The organism is Lysinibacillus sp. FW301-JW8 (genome assembly GCF_058788755.1).
In genome coordinates this window covers 1-19,947 of sequence record NZ_JBYTBB010000087.1, presented here as the reverse complement: position 1 = coordinate 19,947, position 19,947 = coordinate 1, and the positions used below count along the sequence as shown (strand labels likewise).

Here is a 19,947-nt window from a genome sequence, read left to right as displayed (position 1 = left end):
GCGGCTCGTCGCTCGCCCACTGGAAGCCTTGCTCTGCGCGAAAGCGAAGCGTCAGCGGCAAAGCGAGTAGCCTGGAATGGAAATCACCTTCATTTGAATTAGTAGTATTCACAAAGAGTCCCTTGACCATTTAGTTTTTCAACACTATGAAACCGCTAGAGCATCGAGATGCCTAGCGGTTTCTTTTATTGTTGTTCATCTTCACCAATTTTATCCTTTGTCACAGCTGGTAAAATAGGCTGTGTTACATCACTATCTGTTACTTTTTCAGTTTTATATTTTTCTTTTAACTCGTAGTATTTATCCAGAGCCTTTCTTGCAATATCACTATTAGCCGAAAAAGGTTGACTAGGGTTTGTTGATGCCCAAGGAATAACTACAGCATAGGCAATTTCAGGATTTTCATAAGGGGCAAAACCAACATGTGTATACGTAAGTGTATATGTACCCCAATTTTCTCGTAAATCCCCATAATATATTACCTCAGCTGTTCCTGTTTTCCCTGCCGCTGTATATGGTGCATTTGCAAACTGTCTTTTAGCTGTACCATGCGCACCTGTATAGACACGGCGAAGCCCTTGTTTTACATAGTTAATTTCATCTGATGAATTATCAATTTGATTTAAAATCGTTGGTCCAATTTCTGTTACTAATTGACCAAGCTCCTGTCCATCTTTTGATGGCTGACGTACCTCTTTAACAACATGTGGCTGAATTCGATAGCCGCCATTAGCAACTGTTGAAATATATTGTGCTAATTGTAATGGTGTATACGTATCATACTGTCCAATCGCTAAGTCAAGTAACTTCCCTCCATAGGTTGGACCAGAAGGACCTTGTACACCGCTAAATTCATTTGGTAAATCGATCCCTGTTTTTACTCCTAAACCGAATTGTGCATAGGAATTACGCATTTTTTGGAATGTATCGTCCTTTAAACGTAGAGGCATTCCATAGCTATAAGGTGTTTTATTAATCAGTAGAGCAGTTTTAAACATATACACGTTAGAAGATTGCTCTAAGGCTCTTAAACCATCCATTGAGATATAGCCAGAACGGTTAAAAATAGATTTTTTTGCCTTAGTACCTAATAAGGTAATTGGTTCATCGCCTAATACAGTCCGTGGTGTAATGGCTCCTAGATTGTACCCCGTTAGTAATGTTGATGCCTTAATTGCAGAACCTGCCTCATAAGCTGTTGTAAAGCTGCCATACGAATAATCAACGACTACATTTTTTCCTGTCTCTGAATCTTTTTCAATCTTCTTACCAACCATTGATAATACGTCTCCAGTATTTGGATCCATCATAACTAAAAAGGCACGATCTAATAATTTTGAACCGGAACGTGCTTTTATATTAAGTAATTCTTCTTCGACGATTTTCTCTGTTTCAGCAGTTAATTCACTATCTAGTGTTAGTACCAAATCTTTACCAGGCTCACCTTCATAGGTTGTAATGGTATCGACTACCTGCCCTTTTCTATTGGTAATATTTTTGACCACTGCTTTTTGTCCTTGTAGCAAATCCTCATACTGTGCTTCAATATAACTTTCACCAACTCGATCATTACGTGAATAATCACGCGCTAAATAGTAATTCAGCTTATCCTTTGGAATCCCTTTCGCTGGGACAGTTGTTCGCCCTAGAATCGAAAGCGATGATAATTTCACACGCTTCCAATCTGTTGTTGTGTTGACGCCTGGAAATTCTGTTAGACGCTCAGAGACACGTGCAAATTCGTCAGCTGACACATTTTCACTTTTAATAATTTGAGGTGATAAATTATAGCCTGATGCCATTTCTCGATAGATTGCTAGAACTTCTAAATCAGCATCTGACAACTGTAATAATTCTTCGTTTGTAATACGTTCACGAACTAGCGTATCAATCTGTGCGTTGATTTGACTTGTTGTAATATTCTCTTGTTTTCTAATTTTACTTTCTTCAGCTTTCGTTACCTTTGCATATGCAGCATCATGATTTTTTAAAATCCAAAAATCCTGTTTATCGCGCAATGTGACACGGTTTGTTGGCTGCTCAATCAATTGAGCTAGCTTTTCAGCTATTTCTAGCATTTCTTCGGTTGTTGTTGTCTGCATTTTCGTATACGTAATCGCATTTTCAGGATGATTATCCACTAAAATACGTCCGTAACGATCATACATACGTCCTCTTGGTACACTTGTATTAACAGGAACTTCCTCTTTACTTTCTAAAAATTTTACATACTCTTCCCCTTTCACGATTTGCATATAACCAAGCCTAAAAATCAACATCGAAAATATGATAAATATAGCAAAGAAAAGGACATTCATACGAAATGTTAAATTAGAATGATGTTTTGCTTTAACACTCGCCGCGCGATTTTTCCCTGGTGCTTTGCGCATATGTATTCCCCTCCTTATCTAATGACAGTTTAAATACACGATATCTAGTATACCATTCAAAGGTATGACAGGAAAGCATGCACTTGCGATTTCATGTTTGAAAACATCATTTATTTGACGGCATGTTGAAGAGAAAGGTTGCTATTCTCAATCAATCACTTAAAGTTTTTTGGTTCTATCCATTACTTAGGCTTCTTTATCCATCCCTTTGATCATTCTATCCGTCACTTTTGCATCTCTATCCATCAAAAAAGGCTATGTCATGGTGATGAATCACCGTTGACATAGCCTTTTATTACTCAATCATTATTTTGCTGCTTGGAATTTAGCTTCCACTACATCCCAGTTTACTACGTTCCAGAAAGCACCGATGTAATCTGGACGACGGTTTTGGTAGTTTAGGTAGTAAGCATGCTCCCAAACGTCTAAACCTAGAACTGGCTTTTTGCCTTCCATAACTGGAGAGTCTTGGTTTGGAGTTGATGTAACAGCAACTGAGTCGCCATCAACGATTAACCAAGCCCAGCCTGAACCGAAGCGAGTTGTAGCAGCTTTAGCAAATTCTTCTTTGAATGCATCGAAAGAACCGAATTTAGCGTCAATTGCTTTTGCAACTTCACCAACTGGCGTGTTTGAACCGCCTGGAGCGATTAGTTCCCAGAATAATGTATGGTTAGCATGTCCACCACCATTGTTACGTACAGCTGTTTGTTTGTCAGCTGGAAGTGCATCAAGGTTTGCGATTAGATCGTTAATATCTTTCTCTGCAAATTCAGTACCTTCTACAGCAGCATTTAAATTTGTTACATAAGTATTGTGATGTTTAGAATGGTGAATCTCCATTGTTTTTGCATCGATATGTGGTTCTAATGCGTCATAAGCGTAAGTTAATTGTGGTAATTCATAAGCCATTGTTAAGTTCCTCCCTAAAATAAAGAAATAATTAGTACATTCATAGATTATCAAAATTGGTCAAACCATTCAACGAAAAATACTTCAAATTGAAGATTTCAGCCTTTTGACTGAAAAACCAATACGTTTACTAGCCTACCCTTTTTTTCATATAACTAAACATGTATGAAAATCAGATAGCGATAAAGAACACAATAATCATGACAATTTGAATAACCGCTTTTGCTACTGTTGAAGTTAAAAAGCCTACAAGGGAACCAACACCACTTTTAACAGCTTCACCAAATGACCGACGCTCCACAAGTAACTCTGCAATTACTGCCCCTAAAAATGGCCCTATTAGTATTCCCGCAACAGGGATAACGAACGGTCCGATTAATAAACCAATGGTACTGCCCCACATACCAGCATTTGTACCACCAAACTTTTTAATACCAAAGGCATTTGCTACTGTATCTGCACCAAATAACAGCACAACAAATAAAATCTCGATTGCCCAGAACAACCAATTTAAATCAGTAAACGAGAAAAATAACCCATATACTATAAAGCCGCCAAGTAAAAAAATAACTCCTGGAATGATGGGGTACACCAAACCAATAAATGAAATAATAAAGCAGACAATCACTACTATCCAGCCAACAATTTCCATCTATATTCGCTCCTTTTGCTGTGCATTGCCTTTCATACGTAAGTGCAAAACCAAAAGTTTCAATTTCTTAATGTCGAATTCCTAATATAGAATCGGCTATATTTACAGCATGGTCACCGATACGCTCTAAGTTGCTAACAATATCGGTATAAACAATTCCTGCAGCTCCACTGCACTCATTGGCATTTAAGCGTGCAATATGCTTTTGTCGTAGCTTATCCTCCATATCATCAATCAGACTTTCCAGCTCTGTTACTTCCTGTGCTAAGCTCAAACTTGCAGTATCCAGCGCCTCTATGCTCTTGCGTACTGCTTCAATTGCCAAACTAAACATGCCGATTAAATCTTGACGTGCGGACTTACTTAGACTTACCTCATGGTGATCCTTATACTGTAATAGCTCTAAAATATTTTCAAAATGATCACCAATGCGTTCAATATCGCGTACATTAGTCAGCAATGTGTGGTGTCTTACAGAGTCTGCACGAGAAAGTGGCTGCTTAGACACCATGACTAAATAATTGGTGATCTCCTTATCTAAATGATTCAGTCCTGCCTCTAGCTGTAAAACAGTTGGAATATGAACAGCCTCACCTGTTTTCATATATAAGAATGTTTCTTCTAAACCACGTAGTGCATGTTCACCCATTCGCAGCACTTCCTCTTTCGCTTGCCCAAGTGCAATTGCTGGAGAAGAGTCAATAAAGGATGGATCTAAATGCTTCGTTGTTACATCAATATTTCCGTCACGTCCAGGTAATAGCTTTGTCACAAGCGCTGCCAACCCACCAATAAATGGTACCTGAATAATCATATTAAATACATTAAATGAGCCATGTGCAATGGCAATTTGCATCCTCGGCTCTAAACGGAAAAGCTCACTAATCCATTGAACAAACTGCATAAAGGGTGTAAAAAAGATCATGAAAATAACGGTTCCGATTACGTTAAATAGCACATGTGCCGCAGCAGCACGCTTCGCATAAATAGATGCCCCTAGCGACGCTAAAACAGCTGTAATCGTTGTACCAATATTCTCTCCAAATAAAATAGGTAATGCACTGTCTAAGCCAATAAGATGCTCAGCGTATAAGCCCTGCAGCACACCGACAGTAGCTGTTGAGCTTTGCACAAGCAATGTAAATACTGTTCCTAAAAAGATGCCAATAACGGGCTGATCTCTTAGGTGCAGTGTTAATGATGCAAAATCAGCCAGTTGATGAATGGACTGCATACTGGCACTCATTAACTCCAAGCCTAAAAATAATCCCCCAAAGCCAAATACGATTTGTCCAATATGCTGGTAGGTTGCTTTCTTAAAGAAGAATAATAAACCAGCACCTATCGCCAACAGTGGGTAAAAATAAAAACCAATATTAATGCCAATAATAAATGCCGTGATTGTTGTGCCAATATTAGCACCCATAATAACACCGATTGCTTGACGCAATGTTAAAAAGCCCGCACTGACAAGTCCAACCGTAATGACCGTTGTTGCAGAGCTTGATTGAATACAAATCGTCACAATTATTCCTACAAGTACACCCATTAACGGATTTGTTGTAAATCGATTCAACCATTCCCGCAGTCGATCATCTGCTGATTTTTGAAGCCCATCCCCCATAAATTTAATGGAAAATAGAAAAACCCCTAACCCACCTAAAAATTGAAACAGTATGTTTTGCCAATCTATCGTCAATTGTATTCGCTCCAATTCTTACAACTCTACTACTCTATTCCTAATCTTTAAATGATAGTGTAGAAAAAGTAAAGAAAACCTTTAACTTCTTTACACAATGTTAACATTTTATCATTCTATTCTCAGCTATTACTATTTATCTCGTATCTTGTCAAAGTTGAACATGATAGAATAGCGATTGGAGGAGATATGCTATGAAACACTCACAACTATTTATTGACAGCTTAATTCATCCTAAAAAACTAGCTGCCTACCGTTTATTGCCTATCGGAAAAGTCATACAATATACCTTTCTGCTCATAACAATCGTGACTGTTTTCTCTTTTGGTCGCTTTACAGCTGGTATGTCTGTAGAGACATTTGATATGACAAGTATAAGCGGGTTAACTGAATATATAGAGGGCATTAAATGGCTATTGTACCCTGTAACATTCATCATGCTTTTCGTTTTTACAACCATGCTTATTTTTGGACAAATCGCACTCTATGCCTTGGCGGGTCTATTTATCTTAAAGGTGATGAAGCGCCGAGGAGAATACCGCCATATATGGCGAACAACAACATTTGCCATGACCTGGGCTACTCTTATTAGCATGCTATCAGATTATTTACCAATTAACAGCACCATTATCTCTGTTTTTTCCTTACTTTTAACAGTCACTCTATTAATTATTGCCTTTACAAAATATCCAAAACAATCAATTACAAAATAATGTGCATGATTCCCCCCTCTTCTAAATATAGTGTAGAAAAGGAGGGGATTTTTTGCGTGCATTCGTGTTAACAGCCATAATCATTATTATCGCCTTTGTTGTGAAAGTAGATTTAACCGAGGGATCCTTACAATTCTCTGCATTTTCCATCAAGAATTCAGATAACGCTCTTTGTGAAAAACAGCGGGAACCAAATTATATTACTGTACAAACTATTCAAGGAGATACGATTCACAGCCTCTTTGCACTACATCCTGCAAAAGTACCCATGACCTTTCCTGAACGCTTGGAGATATTTTATCAATTAAATCCTCATTTACAATTACAGGCACTTATTCCTGGTGAAAATATAAAGCTTCCATTGTCATTTGAATTTGAAAACAAATGTGGAAAATGAAATGTTAACGTTTCTTCCTTGTCCTTATTTTCTTACACTGCTAAAATAAATGACAGTGACGGCTGAAAGTATGGCCCGAAAAGGAGAGAAAGTTAATGAGTGAAATTTGTCACCGTTCAAATACACGTCCCGTTCGTGTCGGTAACTTAACAATTGGTGGTAGTAATGAATTATTCATTCAAAGTATGTGTACAACAAAAACACATGATGTTGAAGCAACAGTAGCAGAGATACTTCGTTTAGAGGAAGCAGGCTGTCAAATTGTTCGTGTCGCAGTACCAGACGAACGTGCAGCAGATGCCATTGCAGAAATAAAAAAACGTATCCATATTCCTCTAGTAGCTGATATTCACTTTGATTATAGATTAGCATTAAAAGCAATTGAAAATGGCATTGATAAAGTACGTATTAATCCAGGGAATATCGGTCGTAAGGAAAAAGTAGAGGCGGTTGTCAATGCAGCCAAAGCAAAAGGCATTCCGATTCGTATAGGTGTAAACGCTGGTTCCTTAGAGCGTCATATTTTAGAAAAATACGGTTACCCTACTGCAGATGGTATGGTTGAATCGGCTCTGCATCATATTAAAATATTGGAAGACTTGGATTTCCACGATATTATCGTATCCATGAAGGCATCAGATGTAAATCTTGCAATTGAGGCCTATGAAAAAGCGTCGAAGGCCTTTAATTACCCACTTCACTTAGGGATTACTGAATCAGGCACATTATTTGCAGGAACTGTAAAATCAGCAGCAGGTCTAGGTGCTATTCTCTCAAAAGGAATTGGTAATACGCTTCGTATCTCATTATCTGCTGATCCAGTAGAAGAGGTAAAAGTCGCACGTGAGCTATTAAAATCATTTGGCTTGGCTTCTAATATGGCAACGCTAATTTCCTGCCCAACATGCGGTCGAATTGAAATCGATTTAATTTCCATAGCCAATGAAGTAGAAGAGTATATTTCAAAATTAAATGTACCACTAAAAGTAGCGGTGCTTGGCTGCGCAGTAAACGGTCCTGGTGAAGCACGTGAAGCTGACATTGGTATTGCGGGGGCACGTGGTGAAGGTTTACTATTTATGAAGGGTAAAACTGTTCGAAAAGTACCTGAAGAAACGATGGTAGAAGAGCTAAAAAAAGAAATTGATAAATTAGCAGCAGAAATGGAAGAAAAACGAGCAGCTGAAGAAGCAGCAAAAGCAAACGCCTAGGGAGGTGCTAGCATGAGAAAACCTCGCTTTGGTATTGATATTGACGGAACAGTGACATGTCCTAGTACACTCATTCCACATATTAATAAACAATACAATGTAAATATTACGCTTGATGATGTCTGCGAATATGATTTTTTATCAGCATTTCCTCACCCTGTTGATCGGGGTGTATTTAATACATGGTTTAAGGAAAATGAACCTTATATGTATGAAGTATCTGAAGTGGCGAAAGATGCGAAAAGTATTTTAAGTGCTTGGCAAAACAATTTTGAGCTCTACTATATTTCTGCTCGTGGTGAAAATTTAGTAGATATTACTGTTAATTGGTTTAAAACACAAGCGATTCCGTACGATTATATCGAGCTTCTAGGTAGCCATGATAAGCTAGCAGCAGCAAAAAAACATGCTGTAGAAGCTTTCTTTGAGGATAAGCACGATAATGCTGTTATGCTAGCAGAAGAATTAAAAATACCTGTAGTGTTATTTGACACACCTTATAACCGTCTGGCTGTCCCTGACAATGTTGTACGGGTCTATAACTGGCAAGAGGCTAATCAATTTATTACACATTTTTTTAAATAAACAAAAGAGCTGTTGATAAGGTCGGATGAAAACTTGACCTTGCCAACAGCTCTTACTATTTTTTAATATTGAAATTTAGCTAGTGCTATATGCAGAGAGTCAGCCATAGCAGCCAATTGCTGTGCCTTGCTGTTGATGTCATGAACTGCTAAATTTTGCTGTTCCATCGTTGCCAATAGCTCCTCCGTTCCTGCAGAGGATTGCTGGCTCACAGCTGTCATATTTTCTACTGCACGCACAACCTCCAACGTCTCCTTTTGAATCACACTGGAAGCTGCTGTCACATTATCAATTTGTGCGACGGTATCCACAATATGCTGTAAAATTGCATCTAGTGCCTGTTTATTGGCGTCAATATACTGTGTGTTAGTTTGCACAGCTAGTACAACACTTTGCATCGCATCACTTGCATTAGCTGCTTCTCTAACAACCATATCGATAATCGTGGCAATTTGACTAGTAGATTTTGCTGATTCTTCTGCGAGCTTGCGTACTTCCTCTGCCACAATAGAAAAGCCCTTGCCATGCTCACCCGCACGTGCCGCTTCAATCGCTGCATTGAGTGCCAGTAAATCTGTTTGTCCAGCAATAGCATTAATGACCTGCAAAATACGATTAATTTCTGTCGATTGATCACTGAGCTGTTGTACAACCGAAGCTGTCAGTGACACTTTCTCTGCCATCGCCTCCATCCCCTGAATGGACTGCTCTGCGTGAACCAATCCTTCCTTTGAGGACGCAGTTGTTTGCTGAGAACGCTGTAGCATTTCCTCGATTGCCACTTGAATCGACTGTAATTTCTGTTCGACCTCCTGCGTAACCATTAATGTTGTCGTCGCTTGCTCAGCTTGTAAGGTAGCACCTGTCGCAAGCTCACTTGTTGTCGTTAGCACTTGGTCGATACTGATGCTCATATCATTGGTAGAGGACCGAAGATCACCGCTATATATATTCACCTGATTGGATATAGTAGTAGCTGCTTGTATTAGCTCACGCATATTATCTGTCATAAGATTCATGGCATGTGCTAGCTCACCAATTTCATCCTTTGATTTTACCTGCAACGGCTCCACCGCTAAATTTCCAGCAGCTATGGTTTTAATCTGCTCTACTGTCTGAATCACAGGCTTTACGATACGTCGAGCAATCCAAATAATCGCTATAACTAACACAATAATACCAATAATAGATAATAGTATAGACAGCCACATTGCCTCATTTGCTGCTGCCATTACCTCATCGGATGGAATCGTTACCTGCAATGCCCAAGGTGTAGCTGTTTGACCAATTTGGATAGGAGACACAGCAATAAAGGAGGCTTCTTGTAAGTAAGATGAATAATCCTCTATTAAATATGGCTTGCCCTGTTCGATAGCAGTTAAAATTTGATCTGTCTTTTTATACTTTTCCATTTCAGCTAATGGTTTATTGACATAGTTACTGGATGGATAGGAGACAAGCATCCCTTTATGTGACACAATCGCACTATAGCCTGAATCATATAATACGATTTCACGATTAATGGCAATCAATGTTTCTAAACTTATATCGATCCCAACAATGCCTACGACCTGTCCATCTATTTGAATAGGAATAGCTGTTGAAGTCATCTGTACCTCTTTCCCATCAATAGGGTAAGTAAGCGGCTCTAAAATTACCTCTTGCTTCAACGTTTTGGGCAATAGATAATAGTCACTTTCCTCATAGCCTTCAAGAGGAGCAACAGTCACACCATTGCTGCTACGTGCCCAATAAGGCAGGAAGCGACCTGTTGCATCATGCCCCTCCTGATTGGCGAAGCGAGCATCTTGTTCATCAAATGCATTTGGCTCCCAAATCGTCCAAACTCCAAGAAATGTGTTATTTTGCTCAAGTAATTGTTGGAGCATGTTATTTGCTAAATCCCGATCTCCCTTATGATTTGCTACCATTGTTTGGAGATTGGAGGCTAATGTTCTCGCTGTGTCCATCGCATAATTAAGTTCAATCTGCATTTTATATGCGCTTTCAGATGCACGTGATTGAGCGAGCTGTTGTGCATCGTTCACTGCTAATGTATTGGTTTTTACAATATTGACACTTAAAATAATGATGAATACAATCATCATCGTCGACAATGTTGTCAGTAAAATTTTATGTAATAATTTCATATGAACCAGCTCCTTGCCTATAGCAAAATAATTAATTAATTATACCATTTTCACGTTTGAAATAGCGGAATATTCAGAAAAAATATTTTGATATATATCTTTTAATAAAGCCGCATGTCATCTAATGTACAATGGGAAGACATGCGGCTACTGGTTTCTATTAATAATGGAATTTAGCTAATGTTTGTTGTAAGGAGTTTGTCATGGCTGTTAAGCTTTCTGCCATACTTTGCAGCTCATGAACAGCGGTATTTTGCTGCTCCATTGTCGCTAATAGCTCCTCTGTTCCTGCTGAGGATTGCTCACTAACGGCTGTCATATTTTCTACTGCTCGTACCACCTCTACTGTTTCCTTTTGAATTAAATGTGAGGCTGTTGTCACATCATCGATTTGCGCTACTGTATCGACGATATGTTGTAAGATGTCATCAAGCGCCTGTTTATTGGCATCAATATACTGTGTGTTTGTTTGCACGGCAGTCACGACATGCTGCATAGCATCACTTGCTTTCACAGCCTCTCTCACAACCGTATCAATAATAGCTGCGATTTGACTCGTCGATTTAGCGGATTCCTCAGCAAGTTTACGTACTTCCTCTGCTACGACAGAGAACCCTTTCCCATGCTCCCCTGCACGTGCCGCCTCAATTGCTGCATTAAGTGCTAGTAAATCTGTTTGACCTGCAATGGCATCAATTACTTGTAAAATACGATTAATTTCAGTTGATTGGTCACTGAGCTGTTGCACAACCGCAGCTGTTAATGTGACTTGCTCTGACATCGCCTCCATGCCTTGAATGGATTGTTCAGCATGTATTAGGCCTTGCTTGGATGCTTGTGTTGTCTGTTGAGAACGATGTGTCATTTCCTTAATCGCCGCTTGAATCGCTTGTATTTTCTGCCCAACCTCTTGTGTCACTCCCAATGTGACAGCTGCTTGCTCTGCTTGTAAGGAGGCTCCGGCTGCCAGCTCGCCTGTTGTCGTTAACACTTGATCAATACTCATACTCATATTATTTGTGGAGGACATGAGTCGATCGCTATATGTGTTAGCCTGATTTGAGATTTGCGTTGCTTCTTGAATCAATGTTCGTGTGTTATTTGTCATGATATTGACAGCTCGTGCTAATTGGCCAAGCTCGTCCTTGCTTTTCTCTACTAATGGCTCCAAGGCTAAATTCCCATCTGCAATCGCTTGTACCTGTTTAACTGTCAACACAATAGGCTTGACTATTCGGCGAATCAGCCATGTTAACACGATTAAAAGATAAATCATACCGACAACGCCTATTATAATCATTGTCCAGGTTAGCTTTGTTGTTTGCGCTAATACTTCTTCGGTTGGCACTGTAACAAGCAATGACCAAGGTGTTTCGGTTTTTCCAATGCGGATTGGAGCAGTGACAATATAGCTTTCCTCTTGTAAATAACTTGAAAAATCTTGGAAAACAGAAGACTTCCCTTGCTGAATCACTGCCTGTATATTCTTGATATATGTATAATGCTCATGCTCAGCTAGTGGCATTGTCACATAGTCTTTGTTTGGATGCGTCACAAACATGCCATCATTTGAGATAATCGAACCAAATCCACTATCAAATAATTTTACTTTTTGGCTTAATTGAGCTAATGTTTCTAAGCTCATATCTACGGCAACGATGCCTTTAAAATCATTGTTAATTGTAACGGGTACAATAATGGACGTTAATAGAACATCCTTGCCAGCGACAGGATAAACGAACGGTTCCAAAATCATTTCCTGCCCTTTTTGTTTAGGTAGTACATAAAAATCGGATGTATCGTAATCCATAATCGGAGAATGAACGATACTATTGCCATCACGCGTCCAGAATGGAAGATAGCGTCCTGTTGCATCATGCCTCTCTGTATTCACGTATTTTTCATCTTGCCCATCGAAGGCGTTAGGTTCCCATACTGCCCAAACGCCCATAAACTGCTCATTATCCGCTAAAATACGCTGGAACGTAGCATCAGTTAAAGCACGGTCAGCCTTTTTTTCCTCCACCATTGTTGTTAAACTTGCTGCGAGTGTGCGCGCTGTATCCATTGCATATTCAAGTTGAATTTGAAGCTGATAGGCATTATCAGATGCTTCTGCCTGTGCCATTTTTTGCGCTGTCTCAATCGTTAGGTTTTTCGTTTGATAAATATTCACCACTGTTGTAACAGCAAATACAACAAAAACCGTTCCAACAACGGTTACGAGAATTCTCCCCAATAAATTCATATGTATATGCCCCCTTTTAGATATAAAGTAATAGATAATTAACTATTTAAGTTAATTATAGCATGAGCTATACTGTGAAAAATGTTGAAACTAGAAGGATATATGTCTTTTTTATAGATAAATATCCCTGTTAAAAGGGGGCAGCTCACTATATTTCAAGTATTCCACGTAACCAACGCTCTACAAAATTCTCAAAGGTAATTCCATAATTTTCATAGACAGCATGATAGACAAAATACGTTCCTAATCGTTCCAGTAATTCATCATTAATCTTCATCCCAAATCGCTCCCTTTCTTTTGTGAGTTTACTAAATTTTCAGATACTAAAAATTCCAATTTCTTGAACATTCAAGTGGAGTTCGTATCGTTGCAAAACCGTCACAATCTGCCGCCTTCATGCCCTTTCTTCGTATTTTTCTTTTCGATAATATAGTAGTAACAACTTGCAAAACTGGGGGGACTACTTGTGAGATGGATAACAAAGTCAGCATGTGTAGCATGTCTATGTGCATTACTAGCCGGCTGCGGTGAACGACTATCTGAAATTAAAGATGCAGCTTCAGGCATTAATTCAGCAGCTGATTCCGCAGCTAGTGCTGTTGGTCGTGATGTACATGCTATACGTGCCATTACCATTAACTATAAAGACACAGCTTTTACGGTTAATGACCTATTTAAATCTATTTTACGTGACATACGCTGGGATTATGACCCTAACAAAAAAGAGCTTCATGTGAGAGGGACATGGCAAGCACCACTATTTTCCGAACAATCGTGGGATGATACTATGAAAAAACAGCTCGCAGAAACAGGCGTGGTAAACGTTACATGTGTGATAAATGATGACCAAATTGATGGCTCGCTTACTGATGTGACATTAGTTTTTAACAATGAAATAATTTTAGAAATGACTGGTGAAGAGGCATTATATTACCTTTACGATTCACATTTAAAGAAATAACGTAGTAACTTTGATCAGTGGGCACAGCTCCCACTGATTTTTTGCTTCTCTATCTTGAATTTTTTATGTGTCTGTTAAAAGAAATCTTACAATTTTGAAATATTGAATTCTATAATTTGAATGTATAAAACCATCACGTTATAATTAAAGTATCACGTGATGGTTTGGAGGTGTTTACATTGGGACAGAGAAATTAAGAATTGGCGAACTGGCAGAAATAACAGGCATTACAAAAAGAACAATCGATTATTATACAAACATAGGTTTATTGGAAGCTGAACGCTCTGCCGCAAATTATCGTTATTATGCCCCTGCTATGATTGACAGACTTCGTTTTATTGAGCAGCGCAAACAGGAAGGTCTATCCCTTGTAGAAATCCAGCATGAGTTAAACATCACACCATATGAAGAAATCGATGTACAAATACTTCGTTTGAAAATGCAGGATTTAGAGCATGATGTTACTTCTCTTCTTGCTCAAATGAACAAACAAGACACTAAACATATTGAAAAAATTAAAAAAAATGTTTCACCTGAAAGTATTGCACTCATGCAATCTTTGCTTTTACTTATTCATAATTAGGAGGTGACGTTCTGTTTATACAGAACGACTATTTGGAGACCATACTTAACTTATCGATTTTCACCATTTTATTAGCTTTAACTGGCTTTTTTGTAGCAACAGAATTTGCCATCGTTAAAGTCCGTTCCTCTAGGCTAGATCAATTAATTGGGGAGGGCAATAAAAAAGCTATTCCTGCTAAGCATGTTGTCAATCATTTGGATGAATACTTATCTGCCTGTCAGCTCGGTATTACTGTAACAGCTCTTGGTATCGGGATGGTTGGTGAAAAAACCTTTGAATTTATGCTACATCCCCTTTTCGAGATGGTTGGTATTTCTGATAAATATATGACGATTTTCACAATTGGTAGTGCTTTTGCGATTGCTACATTTTTACATGTTGTTGTTGGTGAATTAGCACCTAAAACCGCTGCTATTCAAAAGGCTGAAACGATTACATTGTTGTTTGCCAAGCCTATTATGCTTTTCTATAAGATAATGTATCCATTTATTTGGTTCTTGAATGGTTCTGCTCGTATACTAGTTGGACTTTTCGGCATGAAACCTGCTTCCGAGCATGAATTATCACATACAGAGGAAGAATTACGATTACTACTATCAGAGAGCTTTAAAAGCGGCGAAATCAATAAAACTGAGCTCAAATTTGTAAATAATGTGTTTGAATTTGACGAACGTATTGCTCGTGAAATTATGGTACCTCGCACAGAAATTGCTGGTATTGAGAAGAACGAATCTTTTACAAATATGATCCATTTTATCGCTGAAGAAAAATATACGCGATATCCTGTTTATGAAGGAGATCGTGATAATATTCTAGGCTTTATTAATGCCAAAGAATTATTTACCTATGGATTGCTTGAGCAGCTTACGGACGAATCTCTTGTACTAGATGAATTTATCAATCCAGTAATTCGAGTGATTGAAACGATTCCTATTCAACAATTATTGGTACGTATGCAGAAGGAGCGCATTCATATGGCCATTCTAATGGATGAATATGGTGGCACATCAGGTCTTGTTACTGTAGAGGATATTTTAGAAGAAATTGTTGGTGAAATTCGTGATGAATTTGACGATGATGAAATTGCAGAAATTCGAAAAATAAATGACAATCACTACATTTTAAATGCAAAAATGCTTGTTGAAGATGTTGAAAACTTATTAAATATTACGCTTGAAGCAGAAGAAGTTGAAACACTCGGCGGGTGGTTCTTAACAGTAAATAACGGTATTAAAGCGACGAAAAACATTGAATTAGCTCCGTATGTTTTTAGTATCTATGAGCAACAAGGGCATCAACTACATTATATTGAGGTGCGACCTCTTCGAAAAGCAGCACCCTCTATTGTTCAAGCCTAATAATTAAGTTACTATTTTTTTGATAGTTTATATCATTTTTAGCTTTACTGATGTTTCACAAATAGGGCTATTTAATTTTTCATATACTTTCGCCTTATTCCATTATTAGCCATATTCCTATATAATGAAATATGAATATGATTCTATTTTCAGGGGGCATCACATATGAAATTGTTTAAGCTATATCATTCAGACGGTATACACATTATTACGGACGTCAAAAAACACAAAACGAATATCGAACTAAAAACGATTACAGGTGAAATATTATATATTATCGTTGTCACGGATGAAAACTATACAGTCTACGACGATCGTTTTGCTGGAGCTTCAAAGCAATTAAATTCTGTTGAAGCATTTGATATTGATGGTAACTTCCGTAGTCTGGATTTCGATAATATGCGCACACTCTTCAAAGAAGCCTTTACGAAGCTATTACAGGAAATTGCAGAATGTGTGAATGATAAAGATGAGCTTGTCGATATTGATACTCTTCGTCATAAAATAAGTGCTCAAATTAAAGGAATTCATTTCCGCGTTATTTCAGACACAAAAAAATACGAAATTTAACGATAAGATGAAACTTCATATCCTGCGTGACTAAAGTCCTGTTATCTGAACGAATTAGGCTTTGGTGAATAATTTAATTCTTGCCTCAATTATAGGTATAGGCTCCTCCTACATATCGAAGTAGGAGCCCTACTGTACGTGGGATAAAACAGACTGTTCAAAGTCATTTGGACAGTCTGTTTTACATTACTATTAGCCATTTTGAATACAACAAAACCGAAAACATGCTCTTCATGCTTTGATGTATAATGGTACTTAACGATCTGAAAGAAAGGGTGTTTGGATGAATCGTGAACAATTAATCACACTTATTTCAGAAAAACTGAAATTAATCCGTACCGAAAAAAATTTAACACAGGATCAGATGAGCGATTTGCTGGGACTCTCTAAAAAAACACTTGTTCAAATTGAAAAAGGTCGTATACACGCTGGATGGACAACAACAGTCGCAGTTTGTACCTTATGCCGAGAAAGCTCAATTTTACAGCATGAGCTTGGCGGTGATCCACTTGAGGTAGTGGATTTGATAGCGAACAATGGAACATTACAGCCAAAAGAAAAAACTATGGGCGGTTACATATGGTGGAAAAACCTAAGTGAATTCAGTAGTTATCGCCTGCAGCAAAATGTTATTAGTCAGCATTTTCGAATTCTAGATTCCAATAACTATCGGCTACTATCAACATTTGATGAAAATATTGCAAAGCAAGCATGGCGTAAACTCAAAGAATAACCAAATTTACTGTCAATCGGTGGGATTTTCCATATCCCCACCGACTGTAAGTTGAGCCACTATTTAAGATGCAAACAAGATTATAAAATACATAATAAAAGATAAAAGATAAGCAACCCGTAATAATCGAAGTTCCATATAACCACGGTGTGGCGTTAATATTTGATTAATCCAAAATTGCCAACAGCATAATATGATTGCGACAGGTATTAACCAACCTACATACAACGGACTCTTTATATTAATTACTGCAAAAAGTATAAGCATTAACACACCAATATCCACTAGCATCCACTTTCTTTCTGGATAGAGGTCTGGCTTTTTCGGAAGCCTGTATTTTTTTCGTATTAAAAAATTCAAAAGAGTTTCCACTATCATGACTCCTAGAATAATAAGTGGCCATAATGACCAATTCTTAAAATCATTTTTTAGCGCTAAAATTTCCTCATCCATTTTCATAGCCATTTCTTTAGGGATTGTATAATATATTTTTTTATCCCAATCGAGCATTAATAATTCTCCATTTTCGTTAGCATAACGATTCCATTTTAAACGTTGCTGATGTCCATCTTTAAAGGTAATAACTAGATCATACGTATCATTATCAAAAGCTTGAATGTCACTTTCGCTCGGAATAATTACTTGATGTAAGGCTAATAATGTTTCTAGTTGCCTATAGGATTTTGAAGATAGCTTTTTCACACCCAAATAAAGTCTTGAATCTTTACCAATAAATTGGCTTTTTGTATCGGATGCTACATAATGAACAGATGCTATTTCCTCCTTTAAGGGAAACATCGCATTTTTGGAAACCTCATTACCATTTACTAACAAGATAAGGAACAAAAATAACATAACAAGCACACCTGTGAATGCTGTACGATACCGCCATTGATGACGTTTTGTTTCCATCTGCATTTTTTTCTCTAGATTTTTCCATGTCAGCTCTTTGTCTTCTGTTGATCGATTTAATTCCTGCATTTGTCTTAAAGCTTTTTTTATTGGATCATTCATAACTAATTTCCTCCTCCCCTAGTATTTTTCGTACTGCCCTAAGACCACGAGTCGTATTATTTTTCACCTTTGCTTCGCTCCAGTCAAGTAAATCACTGACTTCTTTAACTGATAGCTCCTCAATGTAACGCAAAATAATAGCTTCTCGGTACTCAAGCTTTATCTTAAAAAGGGCTTGAAAAACAGCTAAAAAAATCTCACCTTTCAGTAAAAACTCCTCTGGTAACAAGGCTTCATCTTGTAAACAATCCTTCTGATAAAAAGGGATAAATTGAAAAATTCGCTTACGTCTAAAGTGATCGTATACTAAATTCCGAGCTATTTTTCTTAACCATGTAACAATATTTGCTTCCTTCCTATATGTATGCAGATATTGATAGGCTTTAAAGAATGTTTCCTGTGTTAAATCTTCCGCTAGTTCCTTGTTTCCTACCAAATAATAAATATATTTAAAAATAGTATCACTGTGCTTCTCATAATCTTGCTGAAATTGCTGTAGCAACTATGCTCCCCCCTTTCCACTATCCCAACACTATAGACGAACGAATAAGGAATTGGAATCACCCTAACATATGATAAAGTAAACTTTCATTAGTGAAAATTTTAAGATAATAGGACTGGATACATTTACTAAATTAAGAAGAAGTCCTTTGCTTGAAGCATTGACAAGATAAGAATCTCATTCATCAATACTTTTTAGGAAAAGTGAAAACTTTCGTAATCACTAATCCGTCTAGAGCTAGAAAAGTCGAATTTTGCAGAACAATTCTCTATACTAAATAGTAACTGTACTAAACTGGAAAGGATGCAACTGTATGAATAGAATACTAGCTATTAGTGATATACACGGGGAATTAGAACTTTTTGAGGAGCTATTAATGGCAGCAAATTATAATGCTGAGCATGATCAGCTATTTTTACTAGGTGATTATATTGATCGAGGACCTTCCTCAAGTGGTGTGTTAAATCTAGTGAGCGAATTGCGAGCAATGGGTGCACGGGTTCTACTAGGTAACCATGAGGCGATTATGCTTAATGCCTGTCGCTCAGGTCATCTAAAACCTTGGAATCATTGGGTAGGTCTATGTGGCGGAGATGCTACACTTGCAAGCTACGGTTATCAGCTAGCGGATTTTGAAGAAGCCATTCGAAATAACAACTTACCAACTTTTATTCAGACATTACCGAAGCTTGAAGAACATTTACAGCTTATCGAAACACTTGAAACTTATATTGAGTTAGAAGATGTTATCTTTGTACATGGTGGCGTTGTTCCTGGAGTAGCTTTGGCGGAAACTGACCCTATGCAATTGCTTTGGATACGAGAAGAATTTCATACCGGCTATCAGGGAGATAAAACGGTGGTCTTTGGCCATACACCTACGTATAGACTTCATCAAAACCCAACTAATTACAATGCCTATTTTGGTGAAAATCATATTATTGGCATTGATGGCGGGGCTGTATTTGGTGGGCAATTACATGCGTTGGAATGGCCCAGTCGCCAAATCATATCAGTGGATAAGAAAAAGCCAACAAGTGACGAATAACTTGTTGGCTCTTCATAGTGTTGAAAAATTAAATAGTCAAGGGACTTTTTGTGAATATTTAGTTAAAATGAAGGTGAATTCCGTTCCAGGCTACTCGCTTTGCCGCTGACGCTTCCTGCGCTGAGGAACGAAGGCTAAGTCCGTCACGTCCTGTGACAATTTATCTGTGCGAAAGCGTAGCGACAGCAACAACGCCTTCGTGACCAACATCGTGTTGG

19 protein-coding genes are annotated in these 19,947 nt (G+C 37.9%); 10 read left to right on the top strand and 9 right to left on the bottom strand.

Annotated features, from left to right (window positions below; genetic code table 11):
• Positions 1 to 185: 185 nt before the first annotated feature.
• The 4 genes from AC3WOM_RS24060 to AC3WOM_RS24045 form a co-directional block, all read right to left on the bottom strand.
• Positions 186 to 2,390, bottom strand: coding sequence for a peptidoglycan D,D-transpeptidase FtsI family protein (locus tag AC3WOM_RS24060; RefSeq protein ID WP_492448699.1), 2,205 nt, complete (start codon positions 2,388 to 2,390; stop codon positions 186 to 188).
• A gap of 306 nt (positions 2,391 to 2,696) precedes the next feature.
• Complete coding sequence (locus tag AC3WOM_RS24055; RefSeq protein WP_427544757.1) at positions 2,697 to 3,302, bottom strand: superoxide dismutase; 606 nt, start codon at positions 3,300 to 3,302, stop codon at positions 2,697 to 2,699.
• 172 nt (positions 3,303 to 3,474) lie between these two features.
• Positions 3,475 to 3,954, bottom strand: a complete 480-nt coding sequence (locus tag AC3WOM_RS24050; RefSeq protein WP_492448697.1) for a DUF456 domain-containing protein — start codon at positions 3,952 to 3,954, stop codon at positions 3,475 to 3,477.
• Between the two features lie 67 nt (positions 3,955 to 4,021).
• On the bottom strand, positions 4,022 to 5,653 hold the full coding sequence (locus AC3WOM_RS24045; protein ID WP_492448695.1) for a Na/Pi cotransporter family protein: 1,632 nt from the start codon (positions 5,651 to 5,653) through the stop codon (positions 4,022 to 4,024).
• A gap of 194 nt (positions 5,654 to 5,847) precedes the next feature.
• Between AC3WOM_RS24045 and AC3WOM_RS24040 the strand changes: the two genes are divergently transcribed.
• From AC3WOM_RS24040 to AC3WOM_RS24025, 4 genes are all read left to right on the top strand, one after another.
• Positions 5,848 to 6,366 (top strand): DUF1189 family protein, encoded by a 519-nt coding sequence (locus AC3WOM_RS24040; protein WP_427544751.1) that lies wholly within the window; start codon positions 5,848 to 5,850, stop codon positions 6,364 to 6,366.
• 52 nt (positions 6,367 to 6,418) lie between these two features.
• On the top strand, positions 6,419 to 6,763 hold the full coding sequence (locus tag AC3WOM_RS24035) for a hypothetical protein (protein WP_427544749.1): 345 nt from the start codon (positions 6,419 to 6,421) through the stop codon (positions 6,761 to 6,763).
• Positions 6,764 to 6,858: 95 nt separating this feature from the next.
• Positions 6,859 to 7,974 (top strand): flavodoxin-dependent (E)-4-hydroxy-3-methylbut-2-enyl-diphosphate synthase, encoded by a 1,116-nt coding sequence (gene ispG, locus AC3WOM_RS24030; protein ID WP_427544747.1) that lies wholly within the window; start codon positions 6,859 to 6,861, stop codon positions 7,972 to 7,974.
• Positions 7,975 to 7,986: 12 nt separating this feature from the next.
• A complete protein-coding gene (locus AC3WOM_RS24025; RefSeq protein WP_492448692.1) occupies positions 7,987 to 8,559 on the top strand; it encodes a 5' nucleotidase, NT5C type in 573 nt (190 codons plus the stop codon).
• Positions 8,560 to 8,621: 62 nt separating this feature from the next.
• On the opposite strand, the gene AC3WOM_RS24020 is transcribed toward AC3WOM_RS24025, so the two are convergent.
• The 3 genes from AC3WOM_RS24020 to AC3WOM_RS24010 form a co-directional block, all read right to left on the bottom strand.
• Positions 8,622 to 10,709, bottom strand: a complete 2,088-nt coding sequence (locus AC3WOM_RS24020; protein ID WP_492448690.1) for a methyl-accepting chemotaxis protein — start codon at positions 10,707 to 10,709, stop codon at positions 8,622 to 8,624.
• Between the two features lie 160 nt (positions 10,710 to 10,869).
• Positions 10,870 to 12,957 (bottom strand): methyl-accepting chemotaxis protein, encoded by a 2,088-nt coding sequence (locus tag AC3WOM_RS24015; protein ID WP_492448687.1) that lies wholly within the window; start codon positions 12,955 to 12,957, stop codon positions 10,870 to 10,872.
• Between the two features lie 148 nt (positions 12,958 to 13,105).
• Positions 13,106 to 13,234 (bottom strand): hypothetical protein, encoded by a 129-nt coding sequence (locus tag AC3WOM_RS24010; RefSeq protein ID WP_277815951.1) that lies wholly within the window; start codon positions 13,232 to 13,234, stop codon positions 13,106 to 13,108.
• Positions 13,235 to 13,423: 189 nt separating this feature from the next.
• Here AC3WOM_RS24010 and AC3WOM_RS24005 point away from each other — a divergent pair, with 189 nt between their 5' ends.
• The 5 genes from AC3WOM_RS24005 (at position 13,424) to AC3WOM_RS23985 (ending at position 17,165) form a co-directional block, all read left to right on the top strand.
• Positions 13,424 to 13,918: a hypothetical protein gene (locus AC3WOM_RS24005; RefSeq protein WP_427544739.1), complete on the top strand. Its 495-nt coding sequence runs from the start codon at positions 13,424 to 13,426 to the stop codon at positions 13,916 to 13,918.
• 178 nt (positions 13,919 to 14,096) lie between these two features.
• The gene (locus tag AC3WOM_RS24000; protein WP_427544763.1) at positions 14,097 to 14,501 is read left to right on the top strand and encodes a MerR family transcriptional regulator; all 405 of its coding nucleotides are present in this window, start codon (positions 14,097 to 14,099) and stop codon (positions 14,499 to 14,501) included.
• Between the two features lie 32 nt (positions 14,502 to 14,533).
• On the top strand, positions 14,534 to 15,862 hold the full coding sequence (locus AC3WOM_RS23995) for a hemolysin family protein (RefSeq protein ID WP_427544737.1): 1,329 nt from the start codon (positions 14,534 to 14,536) through the stop codon (positions 15,860 to 15,862).
• 165 nt (positions 15,863 to 16,027) lie between these two features.
• Positions 16,028 to 16,432, top strand: a complete 405-nt coding sequence (locus AC3WOM_RS23990) for a hypothetical protein (protein WP_427544735.1) — start codon at positions 16,028 to 16,030, stop codon at positions 16,430 to 16,432.
• Between the two features lie 283 nt (positions 16,433 to 16,715).
• Positions 16,716 to 17,165 carry a helix-turn-helix transcriptional regulator gene (locus AC3WOM_RS23985; protein ID WP_427544733.1) on the top strand — a complete coding sequence of 150 codons (450 nt, stop codon included), beginning with the start codon at positions 16,716 to 16,718 and terminating at the stop codon, positions 17,163 to 17,165.
• 63 nt (positions 17,166 to 17,228) lie between these two features.
• On the opposite strand, the gene AC3WOM_RS23980 is transcribed toward AC3WOM_RS23985, so the two are convergent.
• The gene (locus tag AC3WOM_RS23980; protein ID WP_492448683.1) at positions 17,229 to 18,179 is read right to left on the bottom strand and encodes a hypothetical protein; all 951 of its coding nucleotides are present in this window, start codon (positions 18,177 to 18,179) and stop codon (positions 17,229 to 17,231) included.
• Positions 18,172 to 18,681: an RNA polymerase sigma factor gene (locus AC3WOM_RS23975; protein ID WP_492448681.1), complete on the bottom strand. Its 510-nt coding sequence runs from the start codon at positions 18,679 to 18,681 to the stop codon at positions 18,172 to 18,174. Before AC3WOM_RS23975 ends, AC3WOM_RS23980 begins: the two co-directional genes overlap by 8 nt.
• A gap of 313 nt (positions 18,682 to 18,994) precedes the next feature.
• On the opposite strand from AC3WOM_RS23975, the gene AC3WOM_RS23970 reads away from it, so the two are divergent.
• Positions 18,995 to 19,729, top strand: a complete 735-nt coding sequence (locus AC3WOM_RS23970) for a metallophosphoesterase (protein WP_427544727.1) — start codon at positions 18,995 to 18,997, stop codon at positions 19,727 to 19,729.
• The last annotated feature ends 218 nt before the right edge of the window (positions 19,730 to 19,947 follow it).